This window comes from Candidatus Stygibacter australis (assembly GCA_030765845.1).
GTDB lineage: Bacteria > Cloacimonadota > Cloacimonadia > Cloacimonadales > TCS61 > Stygibacter > Stygibacter australis.
In genome coordinates, this window is sequence record JAVCDJ010000028.1 from 32,748 (window position 1) to 51,712 (window position 18,965).

An 18,965-nucleotide genomic window follows, 5' to 3' on the forward strand; every position below is an offset into this window, starting at 1 on the left:
GTTTTTTATATAAAATTAGTATTCCAAAGAGTAAAATTATAGTTACAAAAGATGAATAATTTTGAAAAGAAACTAAATATTTACAGGAAATATTTGACAAAGTACTGGTAGAGATATAAATGAAGAAAAAGGAGTAGAAATGTCAGAGAGCAACCTTAATCAGGAAATTCGGGGGGAATATATTATTTCAGGACGGGTTCAGGGAGTAGGTTACAGGTACTTTGTTCTTCAGGCAGCTTATAAATATAATATTCGTGGAAGAATAAAAAATTTGAGCAATGGCACAGTGAGAGTGAGAGCAATAGGTAGTGATCTGCAAAGTTTTGAAAATGAGCTCTGGCAAGGGTCAGTTTTTTCTACAGTAGAGCAGGTAAAGAAATCAGAACTACCTGAATCATTGGGATATGCGGATTTCTCCATCGAATAGTCTTTTATTACTTCTTTTGATCACTATTTTGGTGAATCTGTCAGGGATGAGCAGTAGACCTTTATATGTTACTCCTTCAGATAAATATTATATCGTGAAGCCCGGAGATACTCTCAGCCTGATCACTCGTCAGTCAGGAGTTTCCGTAGCCAATTTAAAGTTATATAATAATCTTGATAGTGACAGGATTGAGATTGGTCAAAAAATCTATTATGCACCGCACCAGGCAATGAAGCGCAATTATATCACAGAACGTAAGGTGCCACCAGATGGCAGGCACACTGTATCAAAGAGTGAGGATTTACCCTTGATCGCCAAAATGTATGGTCTTGATCTGCTGGATCTCGTGCATTATAACAAGATAACCAGTTGGGAATTAACTCCCGGAGATGTGATATATCTGAACGAGAAGGGACTTGATAAAGAATCTCTGACAGAAAAGAAGACAGAAAAAGCAGCTGTCCCCAGGCAACCGATTGCATCAACCAGTAAGCCCAAACCGAAACCAGTTAAAACCCGGGAAAAAGACAAAAGCTCCAAAGCTCCTGATATGCTTCAGCATCAACCAGTGGAAAATTATACGATCACCTGCCGTTTTAATAAAAAAGAGCGTCACCAGGGGATAGACCTGGCAGCACCTCTGGGCACTCCAATTTATGCAGTATTAGATGGGAAAGTAATCTATTCCGGCGTACAGAAAGGTTATGGTAATCTAGTAATATTGGAGCATCCTGATCGGGTGATGACAGTCTATGCACATAATGAGGCAAATATTGTGGAAGCAGGAGAAAGCGTTCAGGCAGGAGATAAAATAGCCTCGATGGGTTCAACGGGAAGATCGACGGGAAATCATCTTCATTTTGAAATCAGAAAGGCAGGTCAACCGCTTGATCCTGAACCTTATTTAAAGATTCAAGGAAGATAGAATGAATGAGAAAGAATTTTATTATATAGGCGAAGTTGCTAAGCAGATAAATATCCATGAGCAGACAATACGTGAATATGAAAGGCGGGGATTGATCAAACCTCAGCGTAGCAATCGCAATACCAGAATATTTTCCAAAAAAGACTTGCTTCAAATAGAAATAATAATCACTTTGACTCAAGAATTGGGAATAAATTTATCTGGAGTAAAGCTGGTAATGAAATTGGCAGAGATCAGCAAAATGAGTGATGATGAGCTTCTCGATTTTGTTACAGACAATATGCCTGAATTTCAGGAATTTGCCCCTAAAACAAAAAGTTGACGAGATAACGTATTAAGATAAAATTGCTGATTAGATTAGAGAAATTGGTAATTTTATCTAGGATATGGGGTATTCTGGAAGGGAATAAGGAGATGGTGAATGAGTGAAAATGTGTTTGAAGATCGGGGTTTGCAATCATATTTAAATGAGATTGCGCAGGTCGATCCGTTAACACGTGAAGAGGAAGAGAAATTAGCAGTTAAAGCCCAGAAAGGTGATAAAGAAGCTATAAATAAAATTTTGACAGCAAACTTGAAGTTTGTGGTACGCGTAGCAGCACGATATCAAAATCGTGGACTTACCTTAAGCGAATTGATAAGTGAAGGTAATCAGGGTTTGATCAAAGCCATAGAGAAATTTGAACCTGAGCGTCACAATAAATTTATTTCCTACGCTGTCTGGTGGATCAAACAGCGTATCATCAGTGCCTTAACAGAGAAAAACAATCTAATTCGTATGCCTCTTGATAAAGTAAATCTGTTGAATAAAATAAATAAACAAAAAGAAAGGACCTACAGTATTACTGGTAGTCGTCCTGATGAGCAAGAAATATCTGAAGATACTAATGTACCTCTGAAGCATATTAAAAAAGTAAAGATGCAGGAGATCAACACAGTATCTATTCATGATAAAAGCCACAGTTCACATCAGGGTCAGATTGATTTTGATAATTTTTTGAGAGATGTATCTATTGCTGATCCCAAAGAGCTTTATCTGGCAAAAAGGCGCGATAAGAAGATAGAAAGGGCATTGAACGAATTGCCGGCTCGAGATTCTTTTATAATCAGAGAATATTTTGGTCTGGAAGGTAAAAAGGGTAAAAACTTTGCCCAAATAGCCGAAGAGCTTGGTTTATCAAGGGAGCGGGTGCGTCAAATCCAGAAAAAAGCACTTGAAAGAGTGTCAGAGACATTGGATTTTGATTATGAAGATGAATTTATCTATAATACAAATTCCACTAATACACCGTAACGAGGTAAATTCCGTTTGAAAGGCTTTTCTAAAGAGAGAAAAACTATACAATACAAAAGTTACGTATTCTTATGAAAAACGGAGGTTGTTCATGTATAAACTGAATGTGATATCAGAATTTTCTTCAGCTCACAGGCTGGAAGGATATCAGGGAGCCTGTCATAATCTTCATGGGCATAACTGGAAAGTTCGAGTTGGCGTTCTGGCATCCCAGGTTGATGATATCGGTATGACACTGGATTTTGGAGTGGTAAAACAACATTTAAATTCCCTGATGGCAGAGCTTGATCATGGTTATCTAAACGAAATGGCGTGTTTTGAAGGGATGAATCCTACATCTGAGAACATTGCCAAATATATATTTAATCGTCTCAGTGAAGTGTTGAATGGGGATTTTGTCCGGGTAGCAGAAGTTGAGATCTGGGAGAGTGAACGCTCCTCAGTGGTATATTTTGAATGATCAGAATAGTAGAATCTGAATTTTTAACAAGTGCTGTCACGACAGATCAGTATCCAGCCAGTCTTTTTGCTGAATTTGCCTTTGTGGGCAGGTCAAATGTTGGGAAATCTTCGCTCTTGAACACGCTTTTAAACCGTAAAGCACTGGCAAAAGTTAGTGGACAACCAGGAAAAACCCGATTGGTGAATTTCTTTAAGGTAAGGTTCAAGGCAGAAGAAGAGGATGGATTTTTCACGTTAGTGGATCTCCCTGGATATGGTTTTGCCAAAGTGAGTAAAACGGAACGTGATAAATGGAAAGTAATGATCAATGAGTATTTCAGCACCCGTTTACAGTTACAGGCAGTATTTGTACTCGTGGATATTCGTCATAAAGCAGATCCCAAAGATATTGATGTAATCCGCATGCTGTCTGAAATTGGTAAAACCTGCTGTGTTATAGCCACAAAAAGTGATAAAATAGCCATTTCCAAACAACCGGCAAGGTTGCGTGAATTAAGATCTGGATTAGGATTGCAGCAGGAAAAGATATTTGCCTTCTCTGCTTTGAAGAAAAAAGGTGTTAATGAAGTCCTAAAATGGCTTGATAGTATCGTAACTTAGGAATAAGAGGTTTTTTAATGATATTAGAAAAGATAACCAGCCCGGAAATGATAAAGAAATTAAGTATCAGTGAATTACGGGCTTTGGCAGAAGAAGTGCGTAAACGCATTATTGAAGTAACTGCCAAAAATGGGGGACATATAGCTCCCAGTCTGGGAGCAACAGACCTGGCAATAGCACTGCTGCACGTTTTTGTACCAGACCAGGACAGGATAGTGTGGGATGTGGGACATCAAAGCTATGCCTATAAAATTTTAACAGGTCGTAATGACAGATTTGACACTTTACGTGAATATGGCGGTATAAGTGGATTCAATCGGATAAGTGAAAGCAAATATGATGCTTTTGGAGTGGGGCACAGCAGTACATCAATCTCAGCAGCTCTGGGGATCACCATGGCAAAAGAATGTCTGCAAGAACCGGGTCTGGCAATTGCGGTGATCGGTGATGGAGCACTTACGGGCGGAATGGCATTTGAAGCCTTAAATCATGCCGGGCACCTTAATAAGAATCTGATTGTAATATTGAATGATAATAATATGTCAATTTCACCCAATGTGGGAGCATTGCAGAAATATTTTGCTGATTTTCTGGTGAGCAGGTCATATAATAAGTTAAAAGGTAAAATCTGGGATATTTTGCAGAATCTGCCTGCTTCAGATCATAATAAACGGAGGATTTTACATTTTGCTCAGAAATTTGAGGGGAATATTGTTAGTACCTTTGCCCCGAATATAATTTTTGAGGATATGGGTTTTAAATATGCAGGACCAATTGATGGACATAATATTGCCCAACTCACCCGTACTTTCCGCAGAGCACGTGATAATATGGAAGGCCCCGTTCTTTTGCATGTGATTACCCGCAAAGGTAAGGGTTATGTACCCGCAGAAGCAAATGCCGCCAAATTTCATGGATTGGGACCATTTCAAGTGGAAACTGGTGAGTGCCTTAGTAAATCTGAAGTTACTTATTCAAGGGTATTTGGAAATAAATTAACTGAGCTTGCCCGGGAGAATGAGCGCATCGTGGCTATTACGGCAGCGATGACCGATGGTACGGGATTATCTGAATTTGCCAAAGAATTTCCAGACCGGTTTTTTGATGTAGGAATTGCTGAACAGCATGCAGTCACCTTTGCAGCAGGTTTTGCTACTCGCAAAATGAAACCAGTTGTGGCTATATATTCCACTTTTATGCAAAGAGCTTATGATCAATTGATCCATGACGTGGCTTTGCAGAAATTGCCAGTAGTGTTCTGTCTTGATAGAGCAGGACTGGTGGGAGAAGATGGGGCAACGCATCATGGCAGTTTTGATATCTCATATCTGGGATTGATACCTGATCTTGTGGTTATGGCACCCAGCAGCAGCGATGAGTTGGAAAAAATGCTTTCCTTTGCCTGCAATTATGAGTCTGGTCCTGTGGCAATCCGTTATGCTCGTGGCTTAGCACCACTATGCAATTCAAGAGAAGCAGAGATCATTCTGGGGAAATCAGTCGTAGTATCTGAAGGTGAAAAGGTTGCAGTGATTGGAGTTGGAAATTATTTCTTTGAGGCAGAAAAACTGGTGAAGATGATCAGGGATAAATATCAAATTGAACCTGTATTGATCGATCCCCGTTTTATCAAACCCCTTGATACCGAATTGCTTGAAAATTTGAAATCCCAAGTGGACATTGTGATAACTCTTGAAGATAATGCCTTGAAAGGTGGTTTTGGTATGAATATCAGTAATTACTATTGTAATACCGACATCAAGGTATATTCATTTGGTCTTCCGGATGAATTTATTACCCATGGCAAAATAGCAATTCTTAAATCCCATTATGGTTTGGAAGCGACTCACATTTTTAAAGAGCTTGAAGAGAAGGACATATTTTAGAGTGAATTTTAATCAGGATACAATAGCTGCTCAATCGACTGCTGCCGGTAAGGGAGCAATCCATATAATTCGTTTGAGTGGAGCTGATGCCATCAAGATTTGTGATAAAATATTCAAAGCCCAAAAAACTTTGGCAGAAACTCCCAGCCGCTATGCGACTTTTGGCAAGATATATGCTTGTGAACAATTAATTGATGAAGTGCTTATTACAGTATTTCGAGCTCCTGACAGTTATACCGGTGAAGATGTTGTGGAAATATCCTGCCATGGCAATCAATATATTGCAGCTCAGATACTGGAAAATATCCTTCAATTTGCCCGTCTGGCTGATCCTGGAGAATTTACACAACGAGCCTTTCTGAATAATAAACTTGATCTTACCCAGGCAGAAGCTGTGGGAGACCTGCTTTCTGCATCTACGCGCTTTTCACATAAAACTGCTATTGATCAGATGGAGGGCCGGCTCAAACAGAAGATCAGTAATATTTTAGATATTATTACTGAGATCCGCATTGCGCTGGAATTAGAGATAGATTTTCCTGAAGATTATCAGGAATCAATTTCTTTAGAGGATATTGAAACTAAGATTTCCAGATTAAAAAAAGACCTGGAAATGCTAGTGAAAAGCGGTAGAGATGGAATGATCTTGAGGAATGGTTACAGGGTAAGTCTGGTGGGAAGACCTAATGTTGGTAAATCAAGTATTTTTAATGCTCTGCTTGATTCAGAAAGAGCTATTGTCACACCAGTGCCGGGAACAACCAGAGACTATTTGGAAGAGGCTATTGCTTTATCTGGTTTTTTGATTGTTTTTTATGATACTGCAGGATTGCGGGATTCGGAAGATGCTCTGGAAAAACTGGGAATGGCTCGCAGTATGGGTATAATTGATAAATCTGACCTGGTGATCTATGTAACTGATTCTGAAATGCAGGATAATGAGATAAATAAATTAGAAGAGACAGTAAAAAATAAAAAACTGCTCAAAGTACTTAATAAAACTGATATTATTGCACCTACCCTTATCAGTGAATACCTCCGGCAGGATTATATACCATGTTCAACGGTTATCTCAGATGGACTAAATGAGCTTAAAACTGCCATATTACAGGAAATCAATATCAAACCGGAGGAATTTAAGGTTCCACCTTTGACTAATACGCGTCAACTTGCTGCTGCCAGAAAAGCTCTAAATGAATTGCTGCAGTTTCAGGAAACCTTGAAATCTGAAGGAAGTATTGAGTTCTTGGCTTTTGATCTTTTGCAGGTAAGTAAGGCACTTGAAGAGATCACGGGAGTGATAACCACAGATGATATTCTGGATAAAATTTTCTCCAGTTATTGTATTGGTAAATAGATGCATCCGGGAGCATTCACTAAATTTAATTGACAGTTATTGTAAGAAATTTTAATCAAATACTGGGTGATGAAGATGATTTTTCAGCTACTGAGGTTATCTTTAAGAATTGGAAAAAAAGAGGAAAAATTAAAATGAAAATTGGATTAATCGGTTTACAAAACTCAGGAAAAACCACAATATTTAATGCCCTTACAGGTTTGGAAGCAGAAGTTACCTCATATAGCAGTCAAAAGCTTGAACCTAATATTGGAGTGGTGGAAGTTCCAGATGAAAGAATTGATTGGCTTTCAGATCATTATCAACCCAAGAAAACAATATATACTCATATAGAATTCACTGATTTTGCTGGACTAAATTCCGGCAGTAAGGATGGCGAAGCGTTCTCAGCAGAATCTTTAGGTTTGATAAAAACCTCAGAAGCACTTGCGCTGGTGATCAGAAATTTCAATGATGAAATTATCGCTCAAAGCCAGGGTGATCCCGATCCCTTATCAGATATTGAACAGATCATGGAAGATATGATTATCAGCGATATGATCATTGTTGAAAAAAGACTGGAAAGGATCGTGAAAGATAAAAAAAGAGGTGTTAATCTGGCAGAATTGCAGATAGAAGAACACATTCTCTCCCGGATCAGTGAACAGCTGAATAATTCCACACCAGTGCGAGACCTGGAATTTAGTGTTGAAGAAGCAAAGGCGATCAGGGGATTCAGATTGCTTACCGAGAAGCCAATTATGATAATCCTGAATTCTGATGAAAATAATTTCGGAAAAAATGATGATCTTATTAATAAAATAGAAGAAAATTATCGTGTTATTGAATTAGCAGGTAATTTTGAAATGGAATTAAGCAAACTAGACAGCGAAGAAGCTGAGATGTTCATGGAAGATATGAATATAAGCGAATCTGCTGTTAACCGCTTAATTAGATTTTCTTATGATATGCTTGGATTGATCAGCTTTTTTACTGTTGGTAAAGATGAAGTGAGAGCCTGGACAATCACGCGGGGTGATAATGCTGTTCTGGCTGCTGGAAAAATTCACTCAGATCTTGCTCGTGGCTTCATCCGGGCAGAGTGTTTTCATTATGAAAAACTTAAGGAACTAGGTTCGGAAAAAGCATTAAGAGAAAAAGGACTCTTCAGGTTGGAGGGCAAAAATTACATCGTACAAGATGGGGATGTTATTAATATAAGGTTTAGTGTGTGATTATGGATGAAAAACAGACAATTAATTTTAAATCAATAATTATCTGGCTACTACTCTTGATTTTATCAATTTTATTGCTGGTGGCAATCAGTGTAGATAGTCAGAAGATTATCACAGATTACGATAATATTATCCAGAGTGGTATGTCATTTCTGGATGTGGTAAAGATGGATTTCCCAGATGTGAGTAACCCAATTGGGCCTTTTGGAGCCTGTATGAGCTATTGGCTCAGCTATCTATTTGGTAGAATACTCTGTATTTCTCTCCTGCTGGGTATGATAATGCTCTCATTTTTTAATATTTTCACATCTAATCAGGAAAATATCCTTAGTAAGATAATCTGCTTTGTGATCATGGCATTCTTTGTGAATATCATTGTGATCACAGTAACTCATAAGCAGTCTCAGATACCAGGTTTGTTTACTAAATTCTTCAGAACTTTTCTCAATAACATGTTTGGTACCGCAGGAACTATCATTATTGCTTCAGTGATAATTATTGTGATGGTGATAATAATATTTGAACTGGGACTTATCTGGCGCTTCTTCTGCTGGCTTGCTAAAATCTTCAGCAGTTTTTTTGGGCTGATATTCAAACCACGTAAAAAGATAGAAATAGAAGGAAAACCTGCTCCCAAAGCACGAAAGCCCAAATTAATAATTCATTCAGAACCGGCTGAAGATATTGAAGAAGATCCTCAGATAAGTTTGGATATTGAGGAAATAATTGAGGAAATTCCTAAAAAAAAGGTTAAAACTCCTCCAATTAATAATACTCCTCCTAAAAAGGAAGAAAAGAAAGTTTTAAAACAGGTTAAAAGACGTGATAATCCCAATAATTATCAACCACCTGCTGATGGAAAATATCATCTTCCCAAAATCCCGAATTTTCTGCAGGAGTCTTCTGCTCAAATCTCTGACCGCAAATCCATAGAAGATAATATTGCCAAAGTAAGTAATGTCCTGCAGAATAAACTTGCTGAATTCCAGGTAGAAGCAACCGTAAAAAATGTCAATATTGGACCTATAGTAACGCAATATGAACTGGAACCTGCACCGGGAGTTAAAGTAAATACTTTTAATAACTTATCAAAAGATCTGGCGCTGGCACTCAAAGCCACAAGTCTGAGGGTGGAAGCTCCTATCCCGGGAAAGGGATTTATTGGTATTGAAGTACCTAATGACCAGCGTGATATTATTTATCTGCGTGATATTATGCTTTCACCACAGATGAAGAAGATGAAGAGTAAACTTGCTTTTGCCCTGGGAAAAGATATAGCAGGAAATCCTGTAGTAGCGGATCTTGCACGTATGCCGCACCTTTTGATAGCAGGTGCCACTGGTTCAGGGAAAAGCGTCTGCGTAAATTCCATTATTGTAAGTCTGCTGCTGCGGAGCACACCTTCGGAGCTTCGTCTTATTCTCATTGATCCCAAACGCATTGAATTAGTCGGTTATGAAGGTATTCCTCATCTAATTCAAAACGTGGTTACAGAAACTGATCATGTGATGATGGCGCTAAATTGGGCAGTCACTGAAATGGAAAGAAGATATAAGCTGCTGCAGAATTACACAGTAAGGAATCTGGAAGATTATAATAATAAGATCAGAGAATTAAAGTCAATTGGAGAAGAACCGGAAGATAATGAACTTCCCTGTATTGTGGTGATCATTGATGAATTCTCAGATCTGATAATGACGGCTACAAAGGAAATAGAACGCCCGGTAACCCGTCTGGCACAGATGGCTCGTGCGATAGGAATACATTTGATCCTGGCTACACAGCGTCCTTCCACAAAGGTTATCACCGGTTTGATCAAGGCAAATTTTCCTGCGAGAATAGCATTCAAGGTTTCTCAAAAGATCAATTCACGAGTTATCATGGATTCTAATGGTGCTGAGCAATTGCTTGGAAAAGGTGATTCTCTCTATCTGGGTCCAGGAAAAGCCATCCCGGAAAGAATTCATGGAGCTTTTGTATCAGATGATGAGATCAATGATCTGGTAGATTATCTGAGAGTGCAGCCCAAACCAGAAAACGATATTATAATTATTCAGGAAGAAGGTGCGGCTTTGGTAAATTTCGATTTTGATGACGATTTATTCCCGGAAGCTGCCTATGCTGTAGTTACCGCAGGATCTGCTTCGGTTTCAATGCTTCAGCGTCATTTTAAAATTGGATATGCCCGAGCAGGTAGATTGATCGACCTGCTGGAACAGGCAAATATTGTTGGTCCACATCTGGGCAGTAAATCAAGAGAAGTGCTGGCAGATTTAGAAGATCTGGCAAGATTGGGCTACTTGCCTGAGGAGTTATTATGAAGATTTCCATGATATTACTATTCCTTATTATTTCACTTTATTTATCTGCGGATCAATTGGATGATATTTATAATCAGATCATCGATGAATACAGTAAAATTTCTTCGTTTGAAGCAACTCTTATTCAGGAAAACCACTGGTCAGAGATTGATCGAACAAAATCAACAACCGGGAAAATATATTATAATACTGATTCACTATATGTTTCCTATGATCCTCCCGATGAACAGGAATTATTCGTCCAGGAAAACACTGTGATCATGCACGATAAGAAGAGTGGACAGGCGATTTATATGGATAAAGGAGATTTTTTGATCCGACCTTTAAGTATAATCAAATCTTACTGGAATGAAAGTGAAAAACAATTGCTTCCAGTTCAGGATGATTTCATTATGTTATTAATAAAAAGAGCTGATGAAGAAATTATAATCAGCTTGAAATCAGGACTGATCACTTCATTACTTATTACTGATAAAGACAATAATTCTGTAAAATATCAATTTCTTGATGAGAAAATTAATTCTGTGCTTCCCAAAAGTATCTTTATACCGGCATTTCCTGAGAATACAAATATAATAGATAACCGCACAAACGGAGAATAAAAATGATTGCTCTAATTATGGCAGGAGGAGTTGGCTCCCGATTTTGGCCCCTTTCCAGAGAAGATAATCCCAAGCAGTTTTTGCCCATCGTTAGCACAGATTCCATGATAAAGCTTACTGTAGATCGACTGCTCAAAATAGTATCAATTAAAGATATTTATATTGTCACTGCCGCCAGACAGGCTGAATTGGTAAAATATCATCTTCCTGAGCTTAATCCCCAAAATATCATTATTGAACCTTTTGGAATGAATACTGCCCCATGCATTGCACTAAGCTTAGCCTGGCTGGGAAATAAGTATCCTGAAGATGAAACCATGCTGGTAGCTGCTGCAGATCATTTGATCACAGACACAGATGAATTCTATAAATGCGTGGATATTGCCCAGGCTGCTGCCAGGCAGGATATGCTGGTTACATTTGGTATTACACCTACGTATTCAGCAACCAGCTATGGATATATAGAAAGTGGTGAGCAAATAAATAATAATTCATTTCAGGTAGTTAGCTTCAAGGAGAAACCTGATAAGAAAACAGCCCAGGAATATCTGGAGAGAGGTAATTTTTTCTGGAATAGTGGTATGTTTATCTGGAATTTGAAGACAATAAGAGAAGCATTTATCACGCTGCAGCCTGCAATCTGGGATTTACTGGATAAAATTAAAGCTATTTGGCAAAAATATGAAAGAGGCAGTGATTTCACATCTCTTTATAAGCAAATGCCGCGTCTCCCCGTTGATATTGGTATCATGGAAAAATCAGATAATATTGCGGTTATCCCGTCAAATTTTGGCTGGAGTGATGTGGGCAGCTGGAAAGCACTATATGACATTTCACCTAAAGACAAGGATAATAACGTCTCAAAAAGAGAATTTCTTGCTATTGACAGCAAGGATAATTACATTTTTTCAGATAGACTGGTAAGTTTGATTGGAATCAATAACCTGGTGATAGTAGAAACTGAAGATTCACTCCTGATAGCAGATATGGAAAGGTCAGAAGAAGTTAAAAAACTGGTCAGCTATTTAAAGGATAATAATCTGAACGGTTATTTATAAGTGATGACAGAAAGCATAAAAAAGCAGATAATCAATTTGAAAGTCCTGCTTTGCGAAGATTCAGAAAATACATTGCATTCTCTGAAGAACATCCTGATCCGCAGATTTACTAAGGTGATCACTGCTGAAGATGGGTTATCCGGGCTACAGAAATACAAATCAGAAAAACCTGATCTGATCATTACTGACATTAGAATGCCGCAAGTTACAGGCCTGGAAATGATTAAAACAATCAGAGAAGAAGACAGTCATATTAAGATCATTATCATTTCTGCTCACAGAGATATTAAATATTTTATGGAAGCTATAGATTTCCATATCAGCGCATTCATCAGCAAACCGGTAGATTTTAAGATTTTTGAAAACCATCTGAAAGAGATTTCTGCTGATATACTTTTGCAGCAAAGGATCAAAATCGCAGAAGAAAAGCAGATTGCCATCTCCAAGCAGCAGGAAAGAATGTTTTTGGAGATCAAGCAGGATCTTTCTTTGGCTCGCACTGTACAGGAATATCTCCTTCCCGAATGGTTGTTGATAAGTGATGAGTTGATCTTTTCAACAGCCTATGTTCCTTCTCTGGATGTTGGGGGTGATCTTTTTGGGTATCATGCAGTTGATAAAGATAATTATGTCTTTTATCTGGGTGACGTATCAGGGCATGGACTAAAGGCTGCCATGCTCATGATGGCTGCAAATGCTACAATTAATATGCTAATTGATCAGGCAAAACCGGATATCGTCCCTTCACAGATACTTAATTTGCTCAATAAAATACTCTGTAAGTACCTGTTTATTAATAATAATTATATGACTATTATTCTGGGCACAGTAAATGTTTCCACAAATGAAATCCGCTATATTAGAGCCGGGCATCCTGAAATTATTGTTTATGATCATCAGGAAGAGAAAGCCAGGCTCATAGAAAATGATAAGGGGAATATCCCGGTAGGTTGGCTGCCAAATCATCTATATTCTGAAACGGATGAAAATAACCTCCTTATTAATGATGATCAGACAATATTTATTTATACTGATGGCTTATTTGAATGCACACTTCCTGATAATTCACGCCTTGGTCAGGAAGCTCTTCTCAAAGTATTAAATGACAAAATCCCTGGTACACATCCTTTTACTGCATCTTTGGAAATTATGGAGCATATTAAAATGTCGGGCTATGACATCAGCCAGGATGATTTCACTCTTGTATCCTTTTTTAAAACAAAATCCTTCTCTATGAAGGGTATCAGGGAATATTATCAGGCAGACATTCCTGAGGATCTTGAACTCGAAGATATCCAATGCAGTGATTTTTTATTCCAATACACTAATAACAAAGCATTTGCCAGGTTATTTGAGCGTGATATCAATCGTTTATTCAGTTCAGAAACTTTTCAGGGTGAAAGTAATTTCATTTCAGGTTTTCTTCTGCTTCAAGTATTTGATAATGGTAATGTAGAGTGTCATTTCTGGTTAAAAACTTACAATTCGAATGAAAATGATGTTTATCTTTATGATCAATCGCTGATGCAACCTTTGACCAAGGATCAGATTGTTTTGCAACTCAATGCACTGGATATTAAATCTGAAGGTTATTTAAAGAAGGTAAAATTTAAAACTCTGGGTGAAATACTCCAGGTTATATGTCTGCTTGACCCTAAAATTTGATCAATACAGTCTTGATCTTTTCACCAGATAGTCGAGTAGATTCTTCTCAAACGGTGTCGATGTGGTAATAGGATTATACTCGATTCCAGCTTCATAACATCGTCTTTTAAGTTCTTTGGTATAATTCCCATATTCCTGCTGATAATCCCTTCTGATCATCCAGGGATTTACGGTTATCTTTTCTTTAGTCTCAGCATCGATGAATTCTGTCTCCCGTTTGAAATCAAAATCAAGCTCATCCTGATCCTGAATATGAAATAGTATCACTTCGTGTTTCTGATGTCTGAAATGCTGTAAACCCGAAAATAGCTCGTCAAGATCATCCAGCATATCAGAGATGAGAACGATCAACCCTCGCTTGCGCACCTGCTCTGCCAGTTTATGAAGCACTTTTGCTGTACTGGTTCTATCACCACTTTCCAGATTATATAATTTCTTGAATATCTCATCCAGATATGAACGGAGTGATCGGGGAGGTAAATAAGAAGTAAGTTCATTATTATAGGTAATTAAACCCACAGCATCCTGTTGGCTCATCATCAGCCAGGCAAGTGATGATGCCAGTGCCTTGCCGTATTCAAGTTTATTCATTTTGCCCTTTCCATAGCCCATAGATGCACTATGATCAAGCAGAATATAGCTCTTCAGATTCGTTTCTTCTTCATAGCGCTTGATGTAATAGCGGTCAGTTTTGCCAAACACCTTCCAGTCAATATGTGCCACTGGATCACCTGGATTATATTGCCGGTGATCAGAGAATTCCACACTGAATCCGTGGTAAGGTGATTTATGCAATCCTATTTTAAATCCTTCCACTATCAGACGTGCACGCAAAGAAAATTTATTCAAAGTTGCAATAAATTCGTCTGATAAATAATTTCGATTATCTGCCATCTACTTCCGCTTTTTTTGTCGCCCGTTTTCTTCACCAGTACTTCTATCTGCACCGCTAATTATTGCTGCGGGGAATAATATGGCATAAGCCACGACGAGCAATATTGGGGAAATCGTATTATCTCCGGTTCCCATGATCAGATACCCGATCACAGTCACAATAATGGCAATCACCATTAATATCGTATTCAGTTTGCCAAATACAAATCGCATCCTGCCTCCTAATATTTTTCTTTTATTAATGTCATAAGTTCTTTTGCTCTTTCCTGGAATTCCTCTTCTCCCTCAAATCCGCTTAACAAGTTTAGATACATCAGGGCTTCATCATAAAGTTGGGATTCATAGAGGATTGCTGCATAATGATAAAGAATTTCAGCATGTCCCATGGCTATATTATCAGTATGCTTCATTGCGTTAAGTGCATCATTATATCTCTCCATCCGGTAAAAAAGCCAGCCCAGACTATCCCAATACATAGCATTTTCTGGTTCCATCTCAAGTGCTTTTATCAGGTTGTTTTCTGCTTCTGAATATAATTCTTCTTCTTCCTCAACCGCAATTTGATAGCCATAGAAATTTAATATATTACCATTATCTGGATAATGCTCAACACCCCAGCTTAAGACGGGTAATATCTTCTCTTCATCAGATTTATCGACATATATTCCAGCCAGTGCTATCACTCCCTGGGCATTCAATTCACCAGATTCAAATGAGCTTTCCAGATATGGTAATGCCTTATCTTGATCCTGTAGATAAAAATACATCAAACCAGTAAGCATACTGTCACCATTGAATTTGGAAATAATGAATTCAATATCTTTATCTTTATAAACAGAAGCTACTGGTGCTACCAGATCATTATCTTTTATATATTGATTATCTACCAGTGAAAGCAGTTCTTCACCGCGTTCACGCTCTCCTCTGGTTAGATTAAATATACTCAATAAGAACATCCCGGAAGCTTTATCATCGGTCAATTTATAATAATTTTCCAGAAATTCTGATAATAATTCCTCAGTATCATTGTCAGTCATTAATCCTATTATCAGTCCCATTTTATCCAAAACATTTTCTATCTTCTCAAAATTCTCCAGGGCCTTTGTCCAATTCCCAGCCTTCATCTCCAGTTCCCAGAGACTGCCATAAAAAGATGGATAATATTCATCATCAATGAACCCGGCAGCCAACAGCAGATCTGCAGTCTGATGACTTAGTTTATAATTTCCTGCTTGCAGAGCAGATAGAAATAGTATTCTCATAACCATAGAATCACCAGTAGAACGGCATTCTTCTTCCAGATTAATCACTTTCTCAAATTCCCCGGACTCATAATACACACTGATCAGGTACTTAAACAGCCCCACTGGCAGATCAGCTTCATTATCCTGACGATCAGAAAGCAGTTCTATAGTTAAATCCCAATCATCAAGCAATTGATTTAGTGCCACTACATTCGTTAAAGATTGCATACTGCGCCAGTGATGATATGCTTTCAATAATAGATCTCTGGCTCTTTTTTCCTTATGAAGTGTTTTATATATATCTATTATCTCATAAATGATGTTTTCTTCTTCGGTTTTCCATTCTCCAGCAATTGCCTTATTTAAAAGCAGCGTGTCAGCAGGGGGATAATAACTATTCCTGAATAAAAAATAGCTTAGATACTGTTCTCTTTTGGCATCGGCTCCCAGACTGCCAGCAAAATATTTATCTGCCAGTTCGATATCTCCCTGAAATATACATGCCTGGGCCAGGTTGTATAAGATCTTGTTGCTGTAATATCCAGATTCATACCATTCACTGCCCAGACGGATCATATAATCAGCTATAGTGCTGTCCCGTCGGGCCTGACCTTTCAAATAATCAAATATCTTCTCTTTCAGATAAACACTTTCCGGACTGTTTTGTTCTGCCAGTCGCACCAGATCAAAGGCTGTATCATAATTACCCTCTAAGCGCATATATTCAGAACTGGAATAATAGATCATCGATTTCAGATAATTCAGATCTACCGGTTTTGCCTGTTTTTCTGAGGGCTTCTGATGTATGTCCTTATTGACTGCACAACCCGAAAGAACCAGCAGTAATAGTAACAGGTAATTAAATTTCTTCATTATATCTCAAAATAATATTTTAACCTGATTGATCGATCTGCCAGACTGGTATCTCCCCGATTGCCCAACAGGTCATTAAATTTCATCTGAAGATATAGGTTGGAATTAAAATATACTCCCACTCCGGCATTCAAATAGCCTTTGTTGAAGTATTCTTCGTCATTCATGACAGTTTCCAGCCATTTTTCATCTTCATTGATTGCCATGTCATATTCCAGACTCATCACCACTACATCACCGATGGTCTTATCTATTCCCGTAAAAATATTCAAGTGACGGTCATTTTCAGTGTTTTCCAGACTGTAGTTCATGCCCAGATGTGTTCCTAAATTCCCTAAAAAGCCAAAATTCTTGGTCATGGTAAAAAAGAAGCCCTTAGATTTGATGTCATAACGTCTTACTTCGTCCCCATCCTCGCTTTCCTTATAAAACCTGCCGTGACCCTGAGAATCATAGCCTAGCGCCATTGCAGGCATATTTATCGTCTCATCTATGATTCTGAATTTACCGTAAAATTCCACCTGATCATGCCATTCCGGGTCATTATTGCCAACCACGTTTTCTGCTCCGTAACTCACACCGATCATTATTCGGTCTATTATTCCTACCCGAACTCCCAGAAGTAAACCATTGTCTTTATAAAATTCAGTAAAGATATCGGTTTGGCCACGCTGCAGCATACCCGCTGTGGGTGAATCCACCAGGGTATCCATCTCATATCCGCAAAGGGGAAAGATCATAACCAGCACTATCAATAGAATTATATGCCTCATCATTACCTCCTGTATTGCTCTTTATACAATTTGTAAATTTATCTAACTGTTTTTTATAGTCAAGACTTTTGAACTAAAGTGAAGATAACTATAAAAGTTTTTGCTCAATATAAACCCTGATCATCTGAAATATTTCCCCTAATCCTTCATCTGAAGGAAGAGAATCCTCGATCATTGATAGATAACCACGCTCTTTGAACAATCGGATAGTAGGGATGAAATTTACTTCAAATACCCATCCCGCCTGAAGCAGCTTGAAATCATTCAGGTTTTTGATCATTTTGAAATCCACTGGTTGTCTCTGCTTAACCGATTCGTATACTATCCTGCTCACGTCACCGGTTTCCGGCAGGTCAAGCTCCAGCGTCTCATTTCTACCTAAATAACGGATTTTATAATAATCAGTTACCACTTTGAAAATATCTAGCTTATCTGCATCACGCAGAAGTTTACTGTAAAAAATCAATTCTTCCGATTCGTTTTCAGGTATCGTGAGTTTATTGTGATATTTTATTGAGTTGAGCACAATTTCCCGAATGCCTTGCGGAAGGTCCTGCAAAATTTCCTTTTCTATAATGATCTCCACTCCCAGCTCAGCATGATCAATTGATTTCGTATCACTAAAGGTGCCATAGCGCCGATATTGCTCGAATCTACCTATGTCATGCAGCAAACCAATTATCTTTGCCAGATCAAGCCTGGTCCTGGTTAATCCCAATTCTATGCCAATCTCATTTATATCTGATACTACTCTCTGCGTATGCTCTATCTTCAGGATGATATTATGCCGGTCAGTTCCTTCTGCATAATCAGATGTATATTCATCAAACCAGTTTCTCAGGTTTTTATATTCCACTTCCATTCACCGCCTTATCATATTTATCACTCTCATATCTTAACAGATACCAATTAAATCCCGGATAAAATTTTGACAATATATATCCTAATATATCAACATTGTACATCAAGGGGCAGACCTATGTGTCTGCCCGGGGTAGGAATTGGGGGTGGGGGGGGGGATAATAATCCTGATTAGAAGAGGGCAGACACACGGGTCTGCCCCTACGGAGTGGCGGGAAATTTCTCAATTTTCTCAAAATTGATAATTTATCTGTGGAAACGTTATAATAATAACTGAAAACAGAAATGAAGCTTGAAGTTGCGAATATTAAAAATAGTACACTTGTAACCCACAGGGAACCTACTGTAGGGCCACTGCCTTATATTTGAGGGAGAAAAATACAGTTAAAATAAAATATATCAGGTAGTTAGGCGGAAATACCTGATAAATAGCCCAAATCAGGGAAAATAGAACAATTGATTAAGTTAAAGATACATGCTAAAACATAAAAGATATTAGAGAACAGTTG

The 18,965-nt window shown here is 38.1% G+C and carries 18 protein-coding genes; 13 read left to right on the forward strand and 5 right to left on the reverse strand.

All coding sequences use genetic code 11. From position 1 onward, the window contains the following. Nucleotides 1–139: 139 nt before the first annotated feature. From RAO94_01520 to RAO94_01580, 13 genes are all read left to right on the forward strand, one after another. Nucleotides 140–427 carry an acylphosphatase gene (locus RAO94_01520; protein ID MDP8321007.1) on the forward strand — a complete coding sequence of 96 codons (288 nt, stop codon included), beginning with the start codon at nt 140–142 and terminating at the stop codon, nt 425–427. Beyond that, on the forward strand, nt 405–1,352 hold the full coding sequence (locus RAO94_01525) for a M23 family metallopeptidase (GenBank protein ID MDP8321008.1): 948 nt from the start codon (nt 405–407) through the stop codon (nt 1,350–1,352). The genes RAO94_01520 and RAO94_01525 overlap by 23 nt, the downstream gene beginning before the upstream one ends. A gap of 1 nt (nt 1,353) precedes the next feature. After that, entirely contained in the window at nt 1,354–1,674 is a 321-nt protein-coding gene (locus RAO94_01530; protein ID MDP8321009.1) for a MerR family transcriptional regulator, read from the forward strand. A 99-nt stretch (nt 1,675–1,773) separates the two neighbouring features. After that, nucleotides 1,774–2,646: an RNA polymerase sigma factor RpoD/SigA gene (locus tag RAO94_01535; GenBank protein ID MDP8321010.1), complete on the forward strand. Its 873-nt coding sequence runs from the start codon at nt 1,774–1,776 to the stop codon at nt 2,644–2,646. Between the two features lie 91 nt (nt 2,647–2,737). Beyond that, nucleotides 2,738–3,106 carry a 6-carboxytetrahydropterin synthase QueD gene (gene queD, locus RAO94_01540; protein MDP8321011.1) on the forward strand — a complete coding sequence of 123 codons (369 nt, stop codon included), beginning with the start codon at nt 2,738–2,740 and terminating at the stop codon, nt 3,104–3,106. Continuing rightward, complete coding sequence (gene yihA, locus RAO94_01545) at nt 3,103–3,708, forward strand: ribosome biogenesis GTP-binding protein YihA/YsxC (GenBank protein MDP8321012.1); 606 nt, start codon at nt 3,103–3,105, stop codon at nt 3,706–3,708. The genes queD and yihA overlap by 4 nt, the downstream gene beginning before the upstream one ends. A gap of 17 nt (nt 3,709–3,725) precedes the next feature. Next, on the forward strand, nt 3,726–5,594 hold the full coding sequence (gene dxs, locus RAO94_01550; GenBank protein ID MDP8321013.1) for a 1-deoxy-D-xylulose-5-phosphate synthase: 1,869 nt from the start codon (nt 3,726–3,728) through the stop codon (nt 5,592–5,594). Between the two features lies 1 nt (nt 5,595). Then, nucleotides 5,596–6,951: a tRNA uridine-5-carboxymethylaminomethyl(34) synthesis GTPase MnmE gene (gene mnmE, locus RAO94_01555; protein MDP8321014.1), complete on the forward strand. Its 1,356-nt coding sequence runs from the start codon at nt 5,596–5,598 to the stop codon at nt 6,949–6,951. Between the two features lie 134 nt (nt 6,952–7,085). Further along, nucleotides 7,086–8,165: a redox-regulated ATPase YchF gene (ychF, locus tag RAO94_01560; protein ID MDP8321015.1), complete on the forward strand. Its 1,080-nt coding sequence runs from the start codon at nt 7,086–7,088 to the stop codon at nt 8,163–8,165. A gap of 2 nt (nt 8,166–8,167) precedes the next feature. Continuing rightward, nucleotides 8,168–10,486: a DNA translocase FtsK 4TM domain-containing protein gene (locus tag RAO94_01565; protein MDP8321016.1), complete on the forward strand. Its 2,319-nt coding sequence runs from the start codon at nt 8,168–8,170 to the stop codon at nt 10,484–10,486. Continuing rightward, entirely contained in the window at nt 10,483–11,088 is a 606-nt protein-coding gene (locus RAO94_01570) for an outer-membrane lipoprotein carrier protein LolA (protein ID MDP8321017.1), read from the forward strand. The genes RAO94_01565 and RAO94_01570 overlap by 4 nt, the downstream gene beginning before the upstream one ends. A 2-nt stretch (nt 11,089–11,090) precedes the next feature. After that, entirely contained in the window at nt 11,091–12,146 is a 1,056-nt protein-coding gene (locus RAO94_01575; protein ID MDP8321018.1) for a mannose-1-phosphate guanylyltransferase, read from the forward strand. 3 nt (nt 12,147–12,149) lie between these two features. Then, nucleotides 12,150–13,811, forward strand: coding sequence for a SpoIIE family protein phosphatase (locus RAO94_01580; protein MDP8321019.1), 1,662 nt, complete (start codon nt 12,150–12,152; stop codon nt 13,809–13,811). On the opposite strand, the gene RAO94_01585 is transcribed toward RAO94_01580, so the two are convergent. The 5 genes from RAO94_01585 to RAO94_01605 form a co-directional block, all read right to left on the reverse strand. Then, the gene (locus RAO94_01585; protein MDP8321020.1) at nt 13,812–14,705 is read right to left on the reverse strand and encodes a DUF58 domain-containing protein; all 894 of its coding nucleotides are present in this window, start codon (nt 14,703–14,705) and stop codon (nt 13,812–13,814) included. Further along, the gene (locus RAO94_01590) at nt 14,706–14,918 is read right to left on the reverse strand and encodes a hypothetical protein (GenBank protein MDP8321021.1); all 213 of its coding nucleotides are present in this window, start codon (nt 14,916–14,918) and stop codon (nt 14,706–14,708) included. It lies immediately after the preceding gene. Nucleotides 14,919–14,926: 8 nt separating this feature from the next. Continuing rightward, a complete protein-coding gene (locus tag RAO94_01595) occupies nt 14,927–16,822 on the reverse strand; it encodes a hypothetical protein (GenBank protein MDP8321022.1) in 1,896 nt (631 codons plus the stop codon). After that, nucleotides 16,822–17,598 carry a hypothetical protein gene (locus RAO94_01600; protein ID MDP8321023.1) on the reverse strand — a complete coding sequence of 259 codons (777 nt, stop codon included), beginning with the start codon at nt 17,596–17,598 and terminating at the stop codon, nt 16,822–16,824. The genes RAO94_01595 and RAO94_01600 overlap by 1 nt, the downstream gene beginning before the upstream one ends. Nucleotides 17,599–17,683: 85 nt before the next feature. Beyond that, nucleotides 17,684–18,457, reverse strand: coding sequence for an HD domain-containing protein (locus RAO94_01605; protein ID MDP8321024.1), 774 nt, complete (start codon nt 18,455–18,457; stop codon nt 17,684–17,686). Nucleotides 18,458–18,965: the final 508 nt, after the last annotated feature.